The organism is Cryobacterium sp. TS_SC_7 (assembly GCF_056156285.1).
Genome location: NZ_CM149589.1, coordinates 1,479,495 through 1,498,121, shown reverse-complemented (window position 1 = coordinate 1,498,121; position 18,627 = coordinate 1,479,495). Strand labels below are relative to the sequence as shown.

The 18,627-nt window shown below is 69.5% G+C and carries 16 protein-coding genes; 8 read left to right on the top strand and 8 right to left on the bottom strand.

What is annotated here, in order from left to right; translation table 11 throughout:
• Positions 1-139: 139 nt before the first annotated feature.
• Both AC0J5J_RS06890 and AC0J5J_RS06885 read right to left on the bottom strand, forming a co-directional pair.
• A complete protein-coding gene (locus tag AC0J5J_RS06890) occupies positions 140-583 on the bottom strand; it encodes an Hsp20/alpha crystallin family protein (RefSeq protein ID WP_134422623.1) in 444 nt (147 codons plus the stop codon).
• A gap of 183 nt (positions 584-766) precedes the next feature.
• On the bottom strand, positions 767-991 hold the full coding sequence (locus tag AC0J5J_RS06885) for a hypothetical protein (RefSeq protein WP_474900084.1): 225 nt from the start codon (positions 989-991) through the stop codon (positions 767-769).
• A 63-nt stretch (positions 992-1,054) separates the two neighbouring features.
• Between AC0J5J_RS06885 and AC0J5J_RS06880 the strand changes: the two genes are divergently transcribed.
• The 3 genes from AC0J5J_RS06880 to AC0J5J_RS06870 are packed head-to-tail and all read left to right on the top strand — an operon-like array spanning position 1,055 to position 5,267.
• Positions 1,055-1,903 (top strand): phosphatase PAP2 family protein, encoded by an 849-nt coding sequence (locus AC0J5J_RS06880; RefSeq protein WP_474900083.1) that lies wholly within the window; start codon positions 1,055-1,057, stop codon positions 1,901-1,903.
• A gap of 56 nt (positions 1,904-1,959) precedes the next feature.
• Positions 1,960-3,237, top strand: coding sequence for a type III polyketide synthase (locus AC0J5J_RS06875; protein ID WP_241972570.1), 1,278 nt, complete (start codon positions 1,960-1,962; stop codon positions 3,235-3,237).
• A 5-nt stretch (positions 3,238-3,242) separates the two neighbouring features.
• Positions 3,243-5,267, top strand: a complete 2,025-nt coding sequence (locus AC0J5J_RS06870; RefSeq protein WP_474900082.1) for an FAD-dependent monooxygenase — start codon at positions 3,243-3,245, stop codon at positions 5,265-5,267.
• A 231-nt stretch (positions 5,268-5,498) separates the two neighbouring features.
• Here the strand turns inward: AC0J5J_RS06870 and AC0J5J_RS06865 are convergent, their stop codons facing one another.
• From AC0J5J_RS06865 to AC0J5J_RS06850, 4 genes are all read right to left on the bottom strand, one after another.
• Complete coding sequence (locus AC0J5J_RS06865) at positions 5,499-7,550, bottom strand: glycogen debranching N-terminal domain-containing protein (RefSeq protein WP_134422627.1); 2,052 nt, start codon at positions 7,548-7,550, stop codon at positions 5,499-5,501.
• A 68-nt stretch (positions 7,551-7,618) separates the two neighbouring features.
• On the bottom strand, positions 7,619-8,527 hold the full coding sequence (locus AC0J5J_RS06860) for a carbohydrate ABC transporter permease (protein WP_134422629.1): 909 nt from the start codon (positions 8,525-8,527) through the stop codon (positions 7,619-7,621).
• Positions 8,524-9,618, bottom strand: coding sequence for a carbohydrate ABC transporter permease (locus AC0J5J_RS06855; protein WP_474900081.1), 1,095 nt, complete (start codon positions 9,616-9,618; stop codon positions 8,524-8,526). The genes AC0J5J_RS06860 and AC0J5J_RS06855 overlap by 4 nt, the downstream gene beginning before the upstream one ends.
• Before the next feature lie 6 nt (positions 9,619-9,624).
• The gene (locus AC0J5J_RS06850) at positions 9,625-10,881 is read right to left on the bottom strand and encodes a sugar ABC transporter substrate-binding protein (RefSeq protein ID WP_474900080.1); all 1,257 of its coding nucleotides are present in this window, start codon (positions 10,879-10,881) and stop codon (positions 9,625-9,627) included.
• A gap of 318 nt (positions 10,882-11,199) precedes the next feature.
• Here AC0J5J_RS06850 and AC0J5J_RS06845 point away from each other — a divergent pair, with 318 nt between their 5' ends.
• The 5 genes from AC0J5J_RS06845 (at position 11,200) to AC0J5J_RS06825 (ending at position 17,515) form a co-directional block, all read left to right on the top strand.
• Positions 11,200-12,246: a LacI family DNA-binding transcriptional regulator gene (locus AC0J5J_RS06845; protein WP_474900079.1), complete on the top strand. Its 1,047-nt coding sequence runs from the start codon at positions 11,200-11,202 to the stop codon at positions 12,244-12,246.
• 19 nt (positions 12,247-12,265) lie between these two features.
• Positions 12,266-13,120 carry an SDR family oxidoreductase gene (locus AC0J5J_RS06840; RefSeq protein WP_474900078.1) on the top strand — a complete coding sequence of 285 codons (855 nt, stop codon included), beginning with the start codon at positions 12,266-12,268 and terminating at the stop codon, positions 13,118-13,120.
• A gap of 301 nt (positions 13,121-13,421) precedes the next feature.
• On the top strand, positions 13,422-15,074 hold the full coding sequence (locus AC0J5J_RS06835) for a DUF7059 domain-containing protein (protein WP_474900077.1): 1,653 nt from the start codon (positions 13,422-13,424) through the stop codon (positions 15,072-15,074).
• 356 nt (positions 15,075-15,430) lie between these two features.
• Positions 15,431-16,897 (top strand): flavin monoamine oxidase family protein, encoded by a 1,467-nt coding sequence (locus tag AC0J5J_RS06830; RefSeq protein ID WP_474900076.1) that lies wholly within the window; start codon positions 15,431-15,433, stop codon positions 16,895-16,897.
• A 342-nt stretch (positions 16,898-17,239) separates the two neighbouring features.
• Positions 17,240-17,515 (top strand): hypothetical protein, encoded by a 276-nt coding sequence (locus AC0J5J_RS06825; protein WP_474900075.1) that lies wholly within the window; start codon positions 17,240-17,242, stop codon positions 17,513-17,515.
• On the opposite strand, the gene AC0J5J_RS06820 is transcribed toward AC0J5J_RS06825, so the two are convergent.
• Positions 17,502-18,290, bottom strand: coding sequence for a Pr6Pr family membrane protein (locus tag AC0J5J_RS06820; protein WP_474900074.1), 789 nt, complete (start codon positions 18,288-18,290; stop codon positions 17,502-17,504). The two genes, AC0J5J_RS06825 and AC0J5J_RS06820, sit on opposite strands and share 14 nt — an antisense overlap.
• Before the next feature lie 34 nt (positions 18,291-18,324).
• Positions 18,325-18,594 carry an acylphosphatase gene (locus AC0J5J_RS06815; protein WP_134422649.1) on the bottom strand — a complete coding sequence of 90 codons (270 nt, stop codon included), beginning with the start codon at positions 18,592-18,594 and terminating at the stop codon, positions 18,325-18,327.
• Between the last annotated feature and the right edge of the window lie 33 nt (positions 18,595-18,627).

Genomic DNA, 18,627 nt, shown 5'->3' with positions numbered 1-18,627 from the left:
TCGGTGAGTTCGCTGACTCTACTCCGATTATCTGAGCAGTATCGGTTGAACCGGGGGTGAATGACAGGCGAACATCATGAACGGCCCGAGCAGCGCGATGGGCCCGGAGAATTCTCCGGGCCCATCGCCGATCACGGTCTCAGGACTTGATCTTCTTCGCTCCTTCTTTCACCTGCAGTGGCTGCTCGGTCGAGGTCTTCACTTCGATCCGGCGTGGCTTTGCCGCCTCGTGCACCGGGATGGTCACGCTCAGCACACCGTTGTTGTAGGTGGCGCTGATGTTGTCGACGTCGACGCCCTGGCCGAGGTTCAACTGGCGCAGGAACGACCCGGCCATGCGCTCACGAGTGATCCACTTCACATTCTCGTGGTTCGCCATCGTGCGCTCCCCGCGGATGGTGAGGAGTTGGCCGTCCACGTCGATGTCCACGGAGCCGGGGTCGATACCCGGCATGTCGGCGTTCAGAACGTAGTGGTCACCCTCGCGGAAGAGGTCCATCGGCATCACGCGCGGCCCCCGGTTGTCCATCAGAGCGGCGGCCATTCGGTCCAGCTCGCGAAACGGGTCATAGTTCGTTGCCATAGCGCTTCCTTTCGTCGGTCCGGTTGCCCCCCAAAGTTGAGTCCATGTGGCTCAACTATGGATCAATGTAATCCGGAGCGTGGAGTTCTGCAATCGGTGGAACGAGGCGCTGTGTTCGCGCTGAGCGAAGGCGGTTCGGGCGGCGGGCATCCGGGCGTGGCGGACCGGGCGTGGCGGACCGGGTCAGGGGTGGGTCAGCCCGGACGTGGAACCGGGGAAAGCCGGCCGGTCCAGCCGGTCGTCTTCGTACGGATCGATCGGTTCGTCGGCAGCCTCGGCGGCCCGGCGGCGTTCGGCCTCGAAGTCTCCCTCCAGACCGGTGAAACCGCCGATCCGAGGCTCGGACCTGTTCTTCCTGTGGCGCGGCCCTCGGGCGGCACCGGCCTGCCTGCTCTTCTTTTCATCCATCTTTTCACGCTACGCCGACCCCGAACGGAGTCAACGGTGCTTCGCGCCGTGGGAAGCTTGACCGTGCGCACCTCTCCGACGATCAGCCCCGTTCGCTACCTCGCGGGGGCGATCGCCGGCATCGGCCTGTTCACCGGGCTGTACGTCTTCTTCGTGCGCACCCTCGCCGGTCAGGCCATGGATCAGCTCGCGTTCGACGGCGCGGAGTTCGGTCGTCGCAGCGTCACCCCCCTGGCCCAGGAACTCCTGGACGCCGTGCCGCTCGTGTCCGTCGTCATCGGGTTGCTGCTCACCGGAGTCGTGACGGTGGTGCGGCGCAACGGCAAGACCCTGGTCGTGGCCTTCGGGGCGGCGCTCGGCGCCGTCGTCAGCACGCAACTGCTCAAGATGGCCATCCTGACCCGTCCCGACCTCGGTGTCGAAGGCTACGACGGTAATTCATTCCCTTCAGGGCATACGACGGTCGCTGCGGCATCCGCTCTCGCCGTCTTCCTGGTCGCCAGCCCACGCACGCGCGGACTGGCCGCACTGGGCGGCTCCGGCTTCGCCATCGTGGCCGGTGTGGCCACACTGGCCAACGGCTGGCACCGGCCGAGCGATGTGATCGCCGCGCTGCTGGTCGTCGCGATCTGGGGCTGTGTGGCCGGCCTGGTCCTGACCCGAGGTCCGTGGTCCATGGGCATCGTCGGCGAGGGGCGCACCATCCGCCCCGCCGGCGTCGACCGCCTCCAGCTGCGCCTCTTCATTCCCGTCGCCGTGGTCGCGGTGGCCGCGTTCCTGGTGACCTGGTTCCGGGCGTTCGGCGACACCCCGAGCACCCTGATCGCCTACATCGGCGGCGTCACCGCGATCGTGGCCGCGGGTCTCGGAATCGGGCTCACAGGCATCCGCCTGTTTGCACGGCTGCCCTGATCTGAGGCCGAATCCGGGGGTGCGCCCGTTCGGGAGGGCGTGTCACACTGGGGTCTATGTCCGTCACTCTCAGAGCGTTGCAGACCGTGGTTCCCCCGACAGTGCTGATCCAGGATCAGGTGCGCGATGTGTTTTCCGCGCAACCCGGACTCAGCCGACTGGCCCAACGACTGGTGACGGCGTCATTCAACCTGTCCGGGATCGACACCCGGCACAGCGTGATCGATGAGCTCACCCTTGACGGGGCGTCGTCGCCGGATCCCCAATTCTTCGACGGCACGACGCAGCAACTGCTGCGGCCGAGCACGCGGGTGCGCAACGAGCTCTACATCGTCGAGGCGACGAAGCTGTTCGTCGAGGCCGGCCGGCGTGCCCTCGCCGCGTGCCCCGGTATCGAGGCGTCGGATGTCACGCATGTGGTGACCGTGTCCTGCACCGGTTTCTTCGCGCCCGGACCGGACTACATGCTCGTGCGCGAGCTGGGACTGAAACCCTCCACCCAGCGCTACCACCTGGGATTCATGGGCTGCTACGCCGCGATGCCGGCGCTCCGCACGGCGAAGCAGTTCGTGGAGGCCGACCCGAACGCCGTGGTGCTGGTCGTCAGCGCCGAACTGTGCTCCCTGCACCTGCGCACCTCGGACGACCCCGACACCATCGTGGCCTCCTCGCTGTTCTCGGACGGCGCGGCGGCCGGAATCGTGAGTTCCCGCTCCCCGGCGGCGGGCGAGAAGGCGCTCAACCTCGACCTGTTCGAAACCGTGATCACCCCCATCGGCGAGGGGGACATGGCGTGGAAGATCGGCGATGAGGGGTTCGAGATGGTGCTCAGCACCTACGTGCCGCACATCATCGACGAGCACATCGAGAGTGCGCTCGCTCCGCTTTTCGCCCGGGATGCCGCGCTCAGTGCCGTGCTGGCGCCGGCCCCGGTGCCGGTGCTTGTTCCTTCCGCGGTGTCGGCGGGTGTTCCCGAGGGAGTGTCGGCCGGGTCGGTGGCGACCCTGGCCGCTCCGGTGGCGCTTCTCGTCGAAGAGCCCGGCGCCACACCCGGCGCCACACCCGCCGCCGCGATCGCGCACTGGGCGATCCACCCCGGCGGGCGCAGCATCCTGGACAAGACCGAGGCGAAACTCGGGCTCAGCGAGGCTCAGCTGGTGCCCTCGCGGGAGACCCTGCGCAACTACGGCAACATGAGCAGCGCGACGGTCCTGTTCGTGCTCAAGGCGATCCTCGACGCCCCGGCCACGGATGACGGTGAGCGGGTCTGCGCGATGGCGTTCGGCCCGGGGCTCACGGTCGAATCCGGGCTGATGACCGTTTCCGCCGGGTAGCGGGCGTGCCTCTCCCGTCGCTGCGCCGGCGCGCGAGTGACGCCGTCGAGCTCATGGACGACCCCGACTGCGACCCTGACAAACTCGACAGCACCTATGCGAACTTCCGGTTCGTGAACGCCGTGGTGTCGGGGTGGCGCGGGATGTACCGCCGCGAGATCCGGCCGGCGCTGTCGCCGACCCGGGAGAGCACCCTGCTCGACGTCGGGTGCGGTGGCGGCGACGTGGCCCGGGCACTGGCCCGCTGGGCCGCCCGCGACGGACTGCGCCTGCGGATCACGGCCGTCGACCCGGATGCCCGGGCGCACGCCTACGCGACGAGCCTGCCGCCGCTGCCCGGGCTCACGTTCCGTCGGGCGCTCAGCTCGGACCTGGTCGCCGAGGGGCTCCGCTTCGACTTCGTGGTCTCCAACCACGTGCTGCACCACCTCACCGGTGAGCAGCTCGGCGGGCTGCTCGCCGATTCGGAGCTCCTGGTGGCCCCGGGGAGCCTTCCGGCCTCCGGGCGCCGTCCTGCGGCACGGGTGTTGCACGCCGACATCGAGCGCAGCCGGTTCGCGTATCTCGGGTTCGGGCTCGGCACCTGGCCGCTGTTTCGCCGGTCGTTCATCCGCGACGACGGGCTCACCTCCATTCGCCGCAGCTTCACGGCACCGGAGCTCCGCGCGGTGGTGCCGCCCGGGTGGCAGGTGACGCGCGAGCATCCGTCACGCCTTGTTCTGCGCTGGAAGGCGCCGGCGGCCTCGTCGGGGCCTGGTCGAGCGGTTCTTGCTGCGGCGGATGCTGCCGCGAGTGTGTCCGTTCCGGTCGAGAGTGACCCGCGCAACGGGCACTCTCGACCGGAACGGGACCTATCGAGCCAGAGTGGGGGGCCGGTGCCGGTTCGGACGACCGACGTGATCGTGGTCGGCGGGGGGCCGGTGGGCATCCTGCTCGCGGGTCTGCTGGCCGTGCGCGGTGTCGACGTGGAGGTGCTCGAGCAGCGCGCCGAGCCGTCCCTGCGTTCCCGGGCCATCGGCATCCACCCGCCGTCGTTGCGGGCGCTGGAGCAACTGGGTGTGGCCGGGCAGGTCCTTGATCGAGCGGTACGGATCCGTGGTGGCGTGGTGCGCTCGGACGGGCGAACCCTGGGCCGGATGTCTTTCGCCCCGTCCGCCGACCGCACGCAGAGCGTGATCTCCCTGCCGCAGACCGAGACCGAGGCGGTGCTGCGTGCCCGTTTCGCGGAGCTCGCGCCCGGTCGGCTCCGCGCGGGCGTCACCGTGACCGGAGTCTACGATCGGGGCGACCGGGTGGCGGTCGACACCGTGCGCACGGCCGGGGAGGCCGTGGAGACTCTCGAAGCCCGTTACGTCGTGGCGGCCGACGGTGCGCGCAGTCTGGTGCGCGACCTCCTCGGCATCCGTTCTGCAGCACGCACCGGCGGGGAGACGTATCTGATGAGCGACTACCCCGACACGGGGGAGCACCCGGGGGAGGCGGTGCTCTTCTTCGAACGGGGAGGGGTGGTCGAGTCGTTCCCGCTGCCCGGAGGGCGACGCCGCTGGGTGGCCATGACCGAGGCCCTGCTGACGGAGGCCACGTCCGAGGACCTGGCCGCGCTCATCCGAGACCGCACCGGTGTGCGCCTGCCCCCGACGGACGCTGTGGCCAGCGCGTTCTCGGTGCAGCAGCGTCTGGCCGCGAGGCTGGTGGCCGGGCGGGTCGTGCTCATCGGGGACGCGGCGCACCAGATCAGCCCGATCGGCGGGCAGGGCATGAATCTCGGCTGGCTCGACGCGCTGCAGCTGGCCCCGGCGCTGGACCGGGCGTTGCGCGAACCGGATGCCGCGGCCTCGGTCCTCGGGGACTACGACCGCCGCCGCCGGCGCAGCGCCCGGATGGCCGCCCGGCAGGCCGGCTTCAACATGGCGATGGGAGGCCCCGTGCAGGGGCTGCGCCTGCGCGCACGCAACGGTCTCGTGCGCATGCTCGCGGTGCCGCCGGCCAGCGCCGTGCTCGCCCGCGCCTTCACGATGCGCTGGCTGTAGTCCGCCCCTTCTGGTCCCCATTCGGAAGTGCAGGGTTCGGAGGTGCAGGCCGGGCCATGTGCATAACTCCTGCAATTCGGCGGAGCAGCGGAACGGTTGCCCGGAATTCCGGGGGTGGCTCCCGGCCGGCACCAGAATTTGCAGGAGTTATGCAACGGGTGACGGATGACCTGGTCCGGGCTGCCGGGCTGCCGGGCAGGCGACGGACCACCCGCCAGCCCGGCGCGAGCCCTAGCCGACCGGGGCCGGGGCGAGCGGGGTCCGGAGGCCGTGCACCGTCACATCGCCGACGACGGCGGGGCTGATCGGGGTGGCGGTGACGTGGCCGGTGACCGGGTCCGGCGCCAGGCCGAGCACGGTGCCCAGCACGGAGACCGCGGCGGCCGCCGACCAGGCCTGCGGGCGGCAGGCGGCCGGGTAGGGCACCGCCTGGGCGACCGCGGTGGACGCGTCGCCGGAGTGCAGCTCCGGCATGCGGTAGTCGAAGGATTCGGCTGCGGCGAGCAGCCCCTCGATCAGGATGCCGGCCTCGGCGCCGAATCCGGCGCGCCCCAGTCCGGAGATCGCGATGGCGGTGTCGTGGGTCCAGACCGAGCCGCCGTGGTAGCTCAGCGGCCAGTAGCCGGTGGAGTCCGTCGACATCGTGCGCAGGCCGTAGCCGGAGCTGAGCTCGGGGGAGACCAGCCGGGCGGCCACGAGGGCGGACTCCTCGGCGGAGAGCAGCCCGGTGCCCAGCAGGTGGCCGATGTTGCTGGTCACGGTGTCGACGGGGCGCTTGAAGGCGTCGAGGGCGACGGCCGGGTAGCGGCCTGCCGGCGAGTCGATCCAGAACGAATCCCGGAACCGGGTCTGGAGCGCTTCGGCCCGGGCCCGCCAGGCGTCGCCGCCGGGCCGGTTGAACGCGTCGAGCAGCTCGGCACCGCCGATGTAGGCCTCGTAGGCGTAGGCCTGCACCTCGCACAGGGCGATCGGCCCGTCGGCGAGGCTGCCGTCGCGCCACTGGATCGAGTCGCCGGAGTCCTTCCAGCCCTGGTTCGCGAGTCCGTGGCCGGTGATGTCGACGTATTCGAGGAAGCCGTCGCCGTCGCTGTCGCCGAAGTCGCGCATCCAGCCGAGGGCCGCCTCGAGCGCCGGCAGCAGCGCCTCGACCTCGTCGGAGGCCAAACCCCACCGGTAGGCGTCGCGCAGCAGGCAGATCCAGAGCGGGGTGGCGTCGACGGTGCCGTAGTAGAGCGGCGGCAGCGACAGGCTCTCGCCCGGCATCGAGAACACGTCGGGGCGCAGCTCGTGCATGATCTTGCCGGGCTGTTCCGCCGTCTCGGTGTCGCTCTTCGTGCCCTGCAGCTGGGCGAGCAGGCGCAGCGTGGAACCGGCGATCTCGGTGCCGAGGGGCAGCAGGAAACGTGCCGCCCATAGCGAATCCCGGCCGAACAGGGTGAAGAACCAGGGTGCGCCGGCGGCCAGGAACGGCTCGTCCGGGCTCTCCCGGGTGGCCATCCGCAGGCCGGTCAGGTCGTCGAGCGCGCGCGCCACCCAGCGGCCCAGGCGCGCGTCGCCGGAGCGCACCGACACGCCGGCCCACTCCGGCAGCCCGGGCGCGCCCTGCACCACGGTCGCCGCGTGCGCGACGTCGACCGACCACTCCACGGCGACGCTGCCCCTCGCGGGCACCGTGACCGCCCAGGTGCCGGTGACCTCGGTGTCAGCCTCGGCGGTGGACCCGGCCAGCACCCCGTCGCCGCTGACGCCGATCAGCGCCGACACGGCGGCGGTCGACAGACGGATGCCCCCGCTCGCCTCCGTCACGGCGACATCCGGTGCCGCGGGCAGGTCCGCGCCCCCGAAAGCGTCGCGCTCGGCAGCCCCCGCGAGGCCGGCCTTCACGGTCTGCATATCGGCGAAATCGGGCGTCAGGCGCACGGACACGGTCGTCTCGACGGCCTGCTCGAGTCCCGAGATGATCTCGATCCGCTCGGTCATGCGCCCCGCGGTGACCGTGCGGGTGACCTCGAGTCGCAGCCGCGGGTCGGCGGTGCGGTCGTCGAGGTGGCGGAGCAGCGACGTGAAGGTGACCGCGCCTGCACCGCGCTGGGCGTGTCCGATCGCCTCGCCGGTCTGGCCGCCGATCAGCAGCGACCAGCCGGAGAGGACCCGGGTGTCCGCGTGGTAGAGGCCGTGGATGGGCTTCTCCGTCTGCCCGTCGGACCGCGACCACGCCTGGGTGGGGGCCGCCAGAACGATGGCGGAGTCATGGAGCAGAGGCTGGACAGGGTGAGAGAACATGAGCGAGGAACGACTCCAGAGGGGGTTGTGGTGCGGATAGGAAGAAAAGGCGGGGGAGGGAGGAGGGGTTACTCCTTCACCGCCCCGTCGGTGGTGTTCATGATGCGTTTCTGGAAGATGAAGAACATCACTGCGACCGGGATGGTCATGATCGCCGCCGCGGCCAGCTTGAGCGGGTACTGGGTGCCCTGGCTGAGCTGCCCGGACGCCAGTGAGGCCACACCCTTGGTCAGGGTGGTCAGCTCGGGCGACTGCGTGGCGACGATGAAGTGCGACAGCTCGTTCCAGGAACCCTGGAACGACAGGATGATGATGGTCACCAGCGCCGGACGGGCCATCGGCAGCACGATCGACCAGAACACCCGGAAGGTGCCGGCCCCGTCGATGCGGGCCTGCTCCTCCACGCTGGCGGGAATCGACTCGAAGAAGTTCTTCATGATGAAGACGCCGGCGGCGTCCGTGAGCAGCGGCACGATCATGGCCACGTAGGTGTCGTAGATGCCGAGCTGGTTGATCACCAGGAACTTGGGGATCAGCAGCACCACACCGGGCACGCTCATCACGGCGATGAGCAGCGCGAAGATCACGTTGCGGCCCCGGAAGTGCAACCGGGCGAGGGCGTACCCGGCCAGAGAGTTGAAGAAGACGCGGCCGAGGGTGACGAAGACCGTGACGATGGCGGAGTTCTGGAACCAGACCGGGAAGTCCGAGTTGAGGAACAACCTCTCGTACGCGGCCGTGGACCAGGTCTGCGGCAGCAGCGACATGGGATTGCTGGCGGCGTCGCCATCCGTTTTGAAGGAGGTGGCGACCTGGATCAGAAACGGGGCGATGTAGATCATCGCGAGCACGATCAGGATCGCGTAGAGCAGCGACTTGCCGGCGACCTGGCGGTTCGGCAGCTGTTCCCGGCTCAGGGCGCGCAGGCGCCGGGACGGGGAGACGGTGCGCTCGCGGGTTCTCGTGGTGGTGCTCATTTCGAACCTCCGGATGTCGGATTCTGCAGATACGGACGCATCCGTCGTTCGGAGACCTGACGTTCGGCCAGCAGCCAGCGCTGGAAGAGGGTGAAGGCCACGATGATCACGAACAGGATGAACGCGATCGCGGCACCCTGGCCCCAGGCCTGGTTGGTGAAGGCCGCCTGATAGGAGAGGTAGGCCGGCGTGAGCGTGGTCTTGCCCGGACCGCCCTGGGTGCCGGTGTAGATCTGGTCGAAGACCTGCCAGGCGCCGATCAGGCCGAGGGTGAGCACGGTGAAGAGGGTCGGCCGCAGCTGGGGGAGGGTGACCCGCCAGAACCGCTGCCAGCCGTTGGCGCCGTCCATCATGGCGGCCTCGACGACGTCGCCGCTGAGGTTCTGCAGCGCGGCGATGAACAGCAGCATGAACGTGCCGCTGGTGGTGAACACGGCCATCAGGATGAAGGCGCTCATGGCGACGGATGGCCCGGCGAGCCACTCCCAGAAGGAGATTCCGAGGAACATGTTGCCGGTCAGGGCGGCCGGCCCGGTCTCGACGCCGAACAGGCCGAGGAAGTTGTGCAGCACACCGCTGGGGTCATTGAACCAGTTCGGTCCGTTGATGCCGATGAACGCGAGCAGTTTGTTGACCGCTCCGCTGGCGCTGAACAGGAACAGCCAGAGCACCGTGATGGCGACCGAGCTGGTCACCGACGGGAAGTAGAACGCGGTGCGGAAGAAGCCGCGGCCGCGCAGGATCTGCCGGTTGACCAGCACGGCCAGCAGCAGCGACAGCATGGTCTGGGTCGGCACGACCAGGAGGACGTACCAGGCGTTGTTGCGCAGCGCCGTTCCGAAGTCCTGTTCGGCCAGGCCGCCGCCGCCGACCAGGGCGGAGTAGTTGTCGAGGCCCACAAACGACACGGTGCCGCCGAAGGGGCTGCCGCGGCCGTTCCAGTCGGAGAAGCTGACCCAGAGGGCCATCAGCACCGGAATGACCAGGAACATGCCGAGCAGGATGATCATCGGGGCGGTGAAGAGCCACCCCGAGGCGGCCTCGCCGCTCCGGAGGCCGGAGCGGCGAGCTGTGCGTGCGGGCGTCGACATGGTGGACTACTTCAGCAGTGCTTCGAGGTTCTTCTGCACGGAGTCGAGGATCGCCTGGGCGTCCCCGGTCTTGAGCGACTCGAGCTGCGCGTTCAGGTCGCTCACGACATCCGCGGCGCCCTTCACGTTGGGCACGCCCTGGGCGTAGTCAGCGCCGTCGAGGAAGGCGACGAGGGTGGGGTTGGCGGTCTTCCACTCGTCGGCGGCGGACTCGATCGAGGGCATCGGACCGAACTCCTCGGAGAAGGTGAGCTGGGCGTCCTTGCTGGTGAGCTGTTCCACCAGCTCAAGGGCGGCAGCCTGGTTGGGGCTGTCGGCGGCGATGCCCCAGCAGTTGGTGAACTGCAGGGTGCCCTGGCCCTCCGGGCCCGCGGGGAGCTCGGCGACCGTGTAGTTGACCGCGGGGAAGTCGCTCTTCATCGCGCCCGTGATCCAGTTGCCTTCGATGGTCATGGCCGAGAGCTGCTTGCCGAACGCCTCGCCGCCCCAGCCGGCGCCGATTTCGCTGGCGTAGCTCATCACCCCGTCGTTCAGAAGGGTCTGCGCGTATTCGAGGCCCGCGACGCTCTCCGCGCTGTTCGCGGTGACCTCGGTGCTGTCCTCGTTCATCAGGCTGCCGCCGGCCTGCGCCATGAAAGCGCCGAGGCGGGCGTACTCGCCCCCGAGGGAGAGTCCGACCTGGGTGTCGGTGGTGAGGGTCTTGCTCACGGCGGCGAGCTCATCCCAGGTGGTGGGGATGTCGGCGTCGGTGAGTCCGGCCTGGGCCCAGAGGTCGGTGTTGATGACCAGGCCCAGGGTCGAGAAGTCCTTCGGCGCGCAGTAGAACTTGTCCTCGTAGGTGAAGGAGTTGACCAGGCTCGGGTAGAAGTCGTCCTTGTTGGCGAGCTGGTCGCCGTAGGCCAGGAGCGAGCCGTTCGAGGCGTAGCCGGCGAGGGCATCCGTCGAGAGGTAGAAGACGTCGGCGGGCTTCTGGGCGGCGAAGCCCTGGGCGAGCTGCTGGTTGAGGTCGCTGGCGACGCTGACCTTGGCGTCGGTGCCGGATTTCTCGGACCAGGCGGCGACCGCGGCGTTGACGGATGCGGTCTCGGCGTCTCCGCTGGAGCCGATCAGCACGTTGAGTCCCTGGGAGGAGTCGCTGGTGAGCTCTCCGCCCGCATCGGCGGTGTCGCCGAAGCCGGATCCGGAACCGCAGGCGCTGAGAGTGAGGGCGCCGGCGACGGCGAGCCCGGTTCCGATCAACCAGCGAGAGTTGCGTCGTTGCATCTTGTTTCTCCTTGTGTCGCGCATCGATGCGCGTTTGCTTGTGTAGAGGTCACGATAGCTGACTTTATTTGATCGATCAAACTTTTCTTTTGATCGATACAATCCGCGTCTTTCCGGGGAACAGGTCCGCGGGGTGGCCGAGCGGAGAATTGCCTGACCGGCGGGGCGATCGCAGGGGGCGCGCGGACGGGTGGTCGGGCGGGCGCTCCCGTTCCCTGCGATCCGGCGGCACGCGGTAGCCTGTGCAGAACGGTATTTGATCGTTCAATTCAGGCGCGGTCGTGCGCGGTCATCGGCAGGCTTGGGGCAGGAGCAGGTATGAGCGGGCTTCCCACGGTGACGGATGTCGCCCTTGCGGCCGGCGTCTCCCGCCAGACCGTCTCGAATGTGATGAATTCGCCTGGCATCGTGCGCGCTGACACCCGCGAGCGGGTCGAGGCCGCCATCAAGGAGCTCGGGTATCGGCCGCACGCCTCCGCCCGGCGCCTCCGCACGCGGCGCAGCTCGACCATCGGCATCCGTCTGGACCCGATGATCGACGGCATCTCCGGGTCGGTGCTCGACCGGTTCCTGCACGCCCTGACCGAACAGGCCGACGCGCAGGGGCTGCGCGTGCTGTTGTTCACGGCGACGAGCCCCGACGACGAGATCACCCAGTTCCAGCGTCTGAACGACGGCGCGGACGTCGACGGCTTCGTGCTCACCTCGACGTTCGCCGGCGACCCGCGCACCCAGTGGCTGATCGCGAACGGCATCTCCTTCGTCACCTTCGGACGCCCGTGGGGTGACGACGATCTGAACGACCCGCAGCACCTGTGGGTGGATGTCGACGGCTGGGCCGGCCTGCACGAAGCCACCCGGGCGCAACAGGATGCCGGTGCCCGGCGGATCGCCTACATCGGCTGGCCCAGCCCGTCGGGCACCGGCGACGAACGCCGCCGGGGCTGGTACGACGCGATGATGGAACGCGGCGACGTCTCGGCCGAGGAACTCGCCCGGCTCGAGATCGTCACCACCGACGGTGTCAGCCAGGGCACCGCCGCGATGACGGAGCTGCGGCAGAACGCCGGCCGGCTCGACGCCGTGCTCTGCGCGAGTGACTCGCTCGCCCTCGGCGCGATGATCGCCAACCCGGGCCGCGTGCCGGTCACCGGGTACGACAACACGCCGGTTGCCGCCGCGGTCGGCCTCTCCAGCGTCGACCAGGCCGTCGACGAGGTCGCCGCCGGAGTGCTCAACCTCCTCACGGGAGAATTCGGCGGACGCGTGCACGGCGCCCCGGAATCGGACGAGCCGCGGCACCGGCTGATCACGCCCCGGCTGGTCGTGCGCGAGTTCGCCGCCATTCCGATGGACGTGCCGTAGTAGCCGCTAGCATGACGCCATGACTCTCCCCGAGGTTGTCGGTCTCCCTTTTTCCCCCGGTGTGCCGGTGTCTGCCGGCCTCCCGGCCGCCCTGCCCGACGCGTGGAACCTCACCGGCCGCACCGCCCTGGTCACCGGGGCCGGCAGCGCCTCCGGGATCGGATTCGCCGCAGCCCGGATGCTGGGTGAGCTCGGTGCGCTGGTCGTGCTCACCGCCACGACCGAACGCGTGCACGAGCGCGCGGCCGAGCTGGCGGAACGGGGCATCGGGGCATCCGGTTTCGTCTGCACCCTTGACACCGAGGCCGGGGCGCGGCTTCTGGCCGACGCCCTGCTCGAGGCCGGCCTGGCACCCACGATCCTGGTCAACAACGCGGGCATGGTCGCGGTCGGCGACGCGGAGATGCTGCACGGCGACGTGAGCACCACGTCGCCGGAGGAATGGGACCGCGGCCTCGCGATCAACCTGTCGACGGCGTTCCATGCCACGCGCACCGTGATCGGCTACATGCATGAGGCGAACTGGGGACGCATCATCACGGTGTCCAGCGTGTCGGGGCCGGTGATGGCCTCCCGCGGGGACCTGACCTACGCGGCGGCGAAGGCCGGCCTGGCCGGGCTGACCCGGGCGCTCGCCGTGGACGAGGCCTGGCTCGGCGTGACCGCGAACGCGGTCGCGCCGGGCTGGATCGAGACCGGGTCCCAGCTGGAGAGCGAAGCGGTCGAGGGCGCGCTCGTTCCGGTGGGACGCAGCGGCACGGCGGCGGAGGTTGCATCCGTGATCGCCTGGCTCGCGTCGCCCGGCGCGTCGTACATCACCGGCCAGACCATCGTCGTCGACGGCGGCAACAGCGTGGCCGAGGAACGCCGCTAGGCCGGTTGCCGGTGCGGCTTGCGATTCGATTCGCCTGCGCCTGAGTCTGAGTCCGAGTCCGAGTCTGGGTCCGAGTCCGGGTCTGGGTATGGGTCCGGGCAGTGGTCCTCCGCAATGGTGCATAACTCCTGCAATTCGTCGCCCGGGCAGGAAACAGGCCCGGAATCACGCGGAAGTCCGGCGACGCCGGTGCAAATTGCAGGAGTTATGCACACGACCGGCGGTTGACCCGGCCGGAGACCGGCGGTTGAGCCGGGGCTGCGGAGTCGGTGCGGTTGAGCGGGTGCAGTTGAATAGACCGGTGACTTCTGCACTGATCGCCCGGCTTCGCTCCGACCTCGCCACCGCCAACTTCTCGGTTTCGGCCCTCACGGGCCTGTGGGGGATCGACGCCGATGCCGCGCTGCGCCGCAATCAGCGGGTCCCGGCGCTGCGTGCGCTGGACGGCCTCCGGGAGACGCTCGGGCACACCGAGCCCTGCGCCACATTGGCCCGCCTGTTCGTGCTCGGCCTGCCCGTCGACCGTGCGGAGCTCGAGGCCGCCCTGCCCGCACTGGGTGCCGCCGGGGCCGAAGAGCTGGGGCTCGCGGCATCCGTCGCTGCCGACCGGGGCGCCGACGCAGACACCGGTGCCACCGTTCGCCCGCTGCTCGAACTGCGGCCCTACAGCTTCGTCGACGCGCAGGGTGCCGGCAGCTGGTGGATCCTGTCCGACCTGGGCGAGCTCGCACTCGGCCACCCGCTCGGCGAGAGCCATGTGCTGGGCGTGGGCGGGGCATCCCTGACGCTCAGCGGGCTGCTGATCCCCACCCCGGTGGCCAGCGCCCTCGACCTGGGCACCGGCTGCGGCATCCAGGCGATGCACGCGTCCCGGCACGCGGACCGGGTGGTGGCTACCGACATCTCGGTGCGCGCGCTCGAGCTCGCCGCTCTGAACGCGGCCCTGAACGAGATCGGCAACATCGAGTTCCGCCTCGGCAGCCTGTTCGAACCCGTCGCGGGGGAGCGCTTCGACCACATCATCTCCAACCCGCCGTTCGTGATCACCCCGCGGGTTCCGGGGGTGCCGGCCTACGAATACCGCGACGGCGGCCTGGTCGGCGACGCCCTCGTGGAGGCCGTGGTGCGCGGCGCGGCCGAGCACCTCACCCCGGGCGGCGTCGCCCAGCTGCTCGGCAACTGGGAGTATCACGCCGGCCAGGACGCCTTCGAGCGACTGGCCGGCTGGCTCGATGCCCCTGACGAATTCGACGGTGATTCTGCCCGAAACACCCCGAATTCGACACCTGCGGCCCCTCCGGGAGCAAAATCTCCGTCGAATTCGCACGTGGCGCTCGACGCCTGGATCATCGAACGCGAGGTGCAGGCCCCCACGCTCTACGCCGAGACGTGGATCCGCGACGGCGGCACCCGCGCCGACACCGCCGACTTCGACCGTCTCTACGGCGCCTGGCTGGACGACTTCGAGGCCCGCGGCGTGAGCCAGGTCGGCTTCGGCTACATGCTGCTGCGCCGTCCGGTCGCCGGCCCGCCCTCTCTCCGCCGCCTCGAACGACTTCCCGGCGGCCTCGGCCACAACCCCGGCGGAATGGGCAGCCACCTCGCCGCCTGCCTCGCCGCCCACGATTGGCACGCGGCAACGGATGACGCCCGCCTCGCCCGTGCGCGGCTCACCGTCGCAGCCGATGTCACCGAGGAGCGGCACTACTGGCCCGGCCAGGAGGACCCTACCCTGATGACCCTGCACCAGGGCAGCGGCTTCGGCCGGTCGGTCCCGCTGGACACCGGCCTCGCCGCACTCGTCGGAGCCTGCGACGGTGACCTCGACGTGGGCTCGATCGTGGCCGCGCTGGCCGAGCTGCTCGACGTCGACGAACGCGAACTCGCCGCGGACCTGTTTCCGCGGGTGCGTGAGCTGCTGGACGACGGCTTCCTGCAGCATCCGCTCGCCTGACCCGCGCTCGCCGGCCTTGCCTGACCCGCGCTCGCCTGCTGCGCCGACGTCTGCTGGTGCCCGAGTCAACCTCCGTTCACAGGCATAACTCCTGCAATTTCGGCGAGTGCAGCCGGTCTCCCGCGTGATTCCGGGCCTGTATTTCCCCCGCACGACGAATTGCAGGAGTTATGCACACCAGCGGGATGCACACCAGCGGGCGAAGGCTGCGAGCACACACAGGCCGACGCGACGTGCGTGCGTCCCGCCACACTCGCCCCGACCAGCCACTTCGCCGACCTCTGCGGTAGTTTGGTCATACTGCCCGGCCCGCTCGGAAAGGAGAGCGTCAGCGCCACACGTGACGCGGACACACCATGAAACGTCGAACCTTTCTGCTCGGCTCGGTCTCCGGCCTGTCCCTGGTCGCGCTCACCGCGTGCGTGTCGCCGACTCCCCGGCCCTCGGCCTCCGTCACGCCCAAACCGACTTCGGCACCCTCGCTCGTGCCGAAGCCCGCGGCCATGCGTCGCACGTCGTGGTCGGCCGATCCGTTCGCGCGCGGTTCGTTCAGCTTTCCCGCCGTGGGCGCGACGCCCGAGCAGCGGGATGCCCTCAGCCAGCCGGTCGACGACCGGCTGTTCTTCGCCGGTGAGGCGACCTCCACCGATGCGTTCGGCACCGTGCAGGGTGCCCGCGACTCCGGTCAGCGCGCCGCCCGCGACGTGATCGCGGCCGCCGACGTGGGGGAGCGCATCGCCGTGATCGGCGCCGGAATGGCCGGGCTCGCCGCTGCCCGCGACCTGCAGGACGCCGGCTTCGATGTGTTCGTGGTGGAGGCCCGTAACCGCATCGGCGGCCGGATCGACACCGTCACCGACACGGACTGGCCGTTCCCGATCGAGCTCGGCGCGGCCGTCGTGCGGCGCACCGGGGACACCACCCTCGATGAGGACCTCACCGACCGCGGCGTCGCCACCGCCCCGTTCTCCGGAGTACCCGAGGCACGCACCGCGGCCGGCGCGGTCGTGGAGGTGCCGGACACCGGCGCGCAGGCGGTTGCCACCGCCCTGGCCTGGGCCGCCGAGCAGCCTGCCGATGTGTCCATCGCCCAGGCGCTGGCCGATTCCGGCGCCTCCAAGCTCTCGACGACGGATGCCGACATCGGCGTTTCCGACGCCGACTGGCTTGATTACCAGATCACGGTGGTGCTCGATCCGAAGACCGGCGCTCCCGTCTCGGAGCAGTCGTCCTGGTATTCGGCTGCCGATACCGCCGCGAAAAACGGCGCCGACGGCGCCGACGACGGCGCCGGCGAGGACCGCATCGTGCTCGGCGGCTACGCCACCCTGCTCGAGGACCTGAGTGACGGCATCGACGTGCTCGGCTCGAGCGTGGTCACCCGGATCGCCTACAGCGACTCCGGCACCAGCCTGCGGCTCGGCAACGGCGAGTCGCTCTCCGCCGACCGGGTCATCGTCACGGTGCCGCTCGGCGTGCTGAAGACCAAGGTGATGGAGTTCGACCCGCCGCTGCCCTTCGCACATCGCGGTGCCATCGCGGCGCTGGGCATGGGCACGCTCGACAAGATCTGGCTGCAGTTCGAGGAACCGTTCTGGGACACGGATGCCCCGCTCTGGTCCACGGTCGGCGTCGTCGACGATTTCCGCGTCTGGATCAACATGGTTCCGCTCACCGGCGAACCGGTCCTGGTCGGTCTCGTCACTGCGGAAGCGGCTCTGCGCCTCGCGGAGGTCGATGATGACGAGTTCCTGGCGGCCGCACTGACCAGCCTCGAACCGTTCTACGCCGGAGTGCCGACCTCCACCCCGACCCCGGAGTAGGCGCGAACCACCCGTCATCAAAATACCTGACCAGCGCCTCGCCGAAGTCAACCCTTGGCAATCTCGAGATTCGTCGTGTATGCTCCTGCCAACGTCCAGTCGGTGAAATTTGGCCCCCCTTCGGGGTGCGTTTTCATGCAGGCGCAGCCCGTCGTGGTGCAGCGCCCAGAGGTCCAGTCGTTACCCTGACTGGCTGTGCCGACGGATTCCTGAGGGGTGAGTACCCCCGGTCCAGGCCGGGCTCAGCCGCCGGCCGTCTCAGCGTGGTTGCCACTGGGATGCACCACCTCCACCCGCGACTGTTCCACCTCTCTGCTTGACCGTGTGATTGCTGTGCTCCCCATGGATACCCTCCTTGACCTCGACATTGACCTCGAATCCGTCGTTCTCCTCGACTTCGACCCTGACCTGCCGTGCGAAGGCACCCACCACATCCGTGGGCTGAGCGGGCACCTGCCCACCGCCCCGGGCTCCTATATGGTCATCTCGCCCTGCTGCGGCCCGAAGGTGGTGCAGTGCACGCCCCGGGTGCTCGCGATGCAGGCATCCGGTGTGCTTTATTGCGGAGCCTGTCAGGGTGAGCATCTGACCAGCGAATACTCGTTCATTCCGCTGTAGACCCGCGCCGCCACATCCACTGGGGCAGCCGCGACGTGGCCGTGAGAACGGCTGCGATAGCGGTGAAGAGCGTCAGCGCGACCAGGCAGTAGGCCGCCGTTTCGAGCGGCCCGCTGACCTGCACCGGGTCGAGGAAGAAATATGGGTACCAGCCCACGATCGACCCGCGGATGAGCGTGAATACTCCCCACAGGCTGGGCACCACGAGTCCCCAGGCCAGGATTTTCCAGGGCAGGCGGGCCTTGCCGGCATCCGTCAGCCAGTCCAGCAGGGCGATCGCCGGAATCCAGAAGTGCAGCAGCTGGCTCGACCAGGGCACCTCGATCGTGTAGTCCCGGTTTGAGGACTGGATGACGATGGTCAGGAACACGATCCCCGAGACGGTGATGTAGGTCGTGACCAGCAGCCGGAACCAGTCCAGCCACGGTGGGTCGACCGTGTGCCGGAACGCGACGATCGCACCGGCGACGAACGCGACGACCGCCGCCATGCCGCTTTGCACCGTGAAGTAACTGTAGAAGTTGTAGATCTGGAACGTGGCGAAGCCGAGCACGTAGTCGAAGTAGCCGAGGAGGGCCGCCACGCCCAGCCCGGCAAGCAGGAGCCGACCCACGCCGAATGCCTGGCGCACGCGGCGCACGGGGAACGGGCGCGGCCCCCGGGTCAGTGCCGCGCGGGTGCCTGCCGCCGGCAGTGCGCGCATGACCGGGTTCGCCGCCGCCGGGACGCGTTCCGTGGGTTTCGTCCGAGCGGGATCGGCAGCTCGCGCGCACATGCTTCCACGCTACCTCTGCAGGTCGGGTTCCCGCTCAGTAGCCGATCCGGAACCCGGTCTCGTCGAGCGGGGCAATCGTGCTGACCTCGACGGCCTCGACGTGGGCCGACGGCGGTCCGTGCTGCAGCCACGCGAGCATCGCCCAGACGGATGCCGCGTTCCCCTCCACCTCGACCTCCACCGTGCCGTCCGCGCGGTTGCGCACGAATCCCGCGAGGCCGAGGCGACGGGCCTCGGCCTGGGCGTAGTAGCGGAACCCCACCCCTTGCACGACCCCGCGCACGACGGCCTGTTTGCGAACCATGCTCCCAGTCTGCCCCGCGCCCGGCCTGCTCGC

Coding starts and splice junctions, on each gene's coding strand:
- AC0J5J_RS06850 (WP_474900080.1), bottom strand. CDS start 10,881: ATGCAACGACGCAACTCTCGCTGGTTGATCGGAACCGGGCTCGCCGTC.
- AC0J5J_RS06840 (WP_474900078.1), top strand. CDS start 12,266: ATGACTCTCCCCGAGGTTGTCGGTCTCCCTTTTTCCCCCGGTGTGCCG.
- AC0J5J_RS06890 (WP_134422623.1), bottom strand. CDS start 583: ATGGCAACGAACTATGACCCGTTTCGCGAGCTGGACCGAATGGCCGCC.
- AC0J5J_RS06830 (WP_474900076.1), top strand. CDS start 15,431: ATGAAACGTCGAACCTTTCTGCTCGGCTCGGTCTCCGGCCTGTCCCTG.
- AC0J5J_RS06885 (WP_474900084.1), bottom strand. CDS start 991: ATGGATGAAAAGAAGAGCAGGCAGGCCGGTGCCGCCCGAGGGCCGCGC.
- AC0J5J_RS06855 (WP_474900081.1), bottom strand. CDS start 9,618: ATGTCGACGCCCGCACGCACAGCTCGCCGCTCCGGCCTCCGGAGCGGC.
- AC0J5J_RS06825 (WP_474900075.1), top strand. CDS start 17,240: ATGGATACCCTCCTTGACCTCGACATTGACCTCGAATCCGTCGTTCTC.
- AC0J5J_RS06845 (WP_474900079.1), top strand. CDS start 11,200: ATGAGCGGGCTTCCCACGGTGACGGATGTCGCCCTTGCGGCCGGCGTC.
- AC0J5J_RS06865 (WP_134422627.1), bottom strand. CDS start 7,550: ATGTTCTCTCACCCTGTCCAGCCTCTGCTCCATGACTCCGCCATCGTT.
- AC0J5J_RS06860 (WP_134422629.1), bottom strand. CDS start 8,527: ATGAGCACCACCACGAGAACCCGCGAGCGCACCGTCTCCCCGTCCCGG.
- AC0J5J_RS06820 (WP_474900074.1), bottom strand. CDS start 18,290: ATGTGCGCGCGAGCTGCCGATCCCGCTCGGACGAAACCCACGGAACGC.
- AC0J5J_RS06875 (WP_241972570.1), top strand. CDS start 1,960: ATGTCCGTCACTCTCAGAGCGTTGCAGACCGTGGTTCCCCCGACAGTG.
- AC0J5J_RS06815 (WP_134422649.1), bottom strand. CDS start 18,594: ATGGTTCGCAAACAGGCCGTCGTGCGCGGGGTCGTGCAAGGGGTGGGG.